2 protein-coding genes are annotated in these 1,819 nt (G+C 40.6%); both read left to right on the top strand.

Annotated features, from left to right (window positions below; genetic code table 11):
* Positions 1-206 precede the first annotated feature (206 nt).
* Complete coding sequence (locus C8E03_RS22200; protein WP_170123096.1) at positions 207-359, top strand: hypothetical protein; 153 nt, start codon at positions 207-209, stop codon at positions 357-359.
* 117 nt (positions 360-476) lie between these two features.
* Positions 477-1,763 carry a group II intron reverse transcriptase/maturase gene (gene ltrA / locus C8E03_RS21685; RefSeq protein ID WP_110292103.1) on the top strand — a complete coding sequence of 429 codons (1,287 nt, stop codon included), beginning with the start codon at positions 477-479 and terminating at the stop codon, positions 1,761-1,763.
* The last annotated feature ends 56 nt before the right edge of the window (positions 1,764-1,819 follow it).

Genomic DNA, 1,819 nt, shown 5'->3' with positions numbered 1-1,819 from the left:
TTATGGTAATCGCCAGTGAGCCATATAGTCAAACTCGGTGCGTTGTAGTAATGCAGGGTGCTAAGCGAGTGGGTAATGTAACTTCGAAAGAGGTGCTAACAATCATGCAGACCGTAACATAAAGTGAATTCTGCCGTATCGTAAAATAAACTGCTCTGAAAAGAGTAGAGTGGGGAAGCCGAGCCTTGTTCTATTGGGCGAAGACCATGGAAGATGGGAAGAAACTGGAAGCACCATTGATAATCCTCCGGTATATGGGAAGCGGTATGTATGAAAGGTGTGGTTCGGAACTGGAGAGACCCTACCTACCACCAAATGGTAAAGAAGATGCGTATAAGCCGAGCGAAATCGTATTCTAGGTAGGAGGGAGTCGGAGGGGTTCATAGTACCGATAATGGTAATGGAACAAAACATTACTTAGGAAAGGAACCCTGCTTCATTCAAGTTTGCAGAGAGGGTAAGAGTGAGAGAATGTCATGAAGACTAACAACTCCAAAGAAAAAGTTCGACAACTTCAAAACAAACTATATCTAACAGCCAAGAAATGCAGTACAAGAAGATTTCATGCACTCTATGACAAAGTATATCGAGATGATGTACTGTTCGAGGCATGGAAAAGAGTGAAAGCAAACCAAGGCTCAAGTGGAGTTGATGGAATCAGAATAGAGGATATAGAAGCCTATGGCATTGAGAAATATCTGATAGAAATTCAGAAAGAACTTATGCTTGGGGAATATATTCCGAAGCCAGTAAAACGAGTTATGATACCAAAACCCGACGGAAGCGAGAGACCTCTTGGTATTCCAACAGTCAGAGATAGAATTGTACAAATGGCTACGAAAATAGCAATAGAGCCCGTATTCGAAGCGGACTTTAAGGACTGCTCTTACGGATTCAGACCGAAACGTAGTGCAAAACAGGCGCTAGAAGTAGTCAGAAAGGCATGTAACAACAAAGGCTATTATGTTGTTGATGCAGATATCGAGAAGTTCTATGACAGGGTTAGCCAAGACAAACTAATGAAATTGGTGGAACAAAGAGTATCGGACAGACGGATATTAAAACTAATCCGGCAGTGGCTGAAAGCAGGTATTCTGTATGGGAACATGCTAGAAGTCAGTGAACTAGGTACTAGCCAGGGTTCAGTCATCTCACCGTTATTAGCAAACATCTATCTAAATACGTTTGACCGATTGTGGGAAAAGTATGGACTTGCCCATGGGAAGATGGTACGTTATGCCGATGATTGTGCGATAATCTGTAAAAATAAGAAAAGTGCCAACCATGCCCTTAGCCTGATGAAATATATCATGGGGAAACTTGACTTAACGCTCAACCCTACTAAAACAAAAACGGTTAGTATGTGGGGAGGAAAAGAGGGCTTCGATTTTCTGGGTATACACCATAGAAGATTTACTAAAAAGAAGAAAAATGGGAAGCCATTTGGAGAGACATACCAATATCCAAGCAAGAAAGCCATGAAGAAAATGAAATCAGTCATCAAAGAGAATATAAATCAGAGAAACAAACTCCCAAAAAGTGAAGAAGAACTGATTCAAGTAATGAATCCCAAAATCGTAGGATGGAGGAATTATTACAAGACTAAGAATGATGGCAAATGGTTGAGAGCGATTGACTGGTACATTCTTTGTACATTTACAAGGTGGTACAACAAGAAACACCAAAATAGCAGAAGTTTGAAAGGATTATACAAAATAAAGCTGAAATTAGTAGACAAGGGTTTGCAACAAATGATTGCATGACGTAAAGCTGTAGAAAGAAGAATGTCGGAAAGCCGTATGAGGGAAAACCTCACGTA

The sequence above is a fragment of the Lachnotalea glycerini genome, from assembly GCF_003201285.1.
GTDB lineage: Bacteria > Bacillota > Clostridia > Lachnospirales > Lachnospiraceae > Lachnotalea > Lachnotalea glycerini.
The sequence above is the reverse complement of the archived record's forward strand: the minus strand, read 5'-3'. Positions and strand labels throughout refer to the sequence as shown.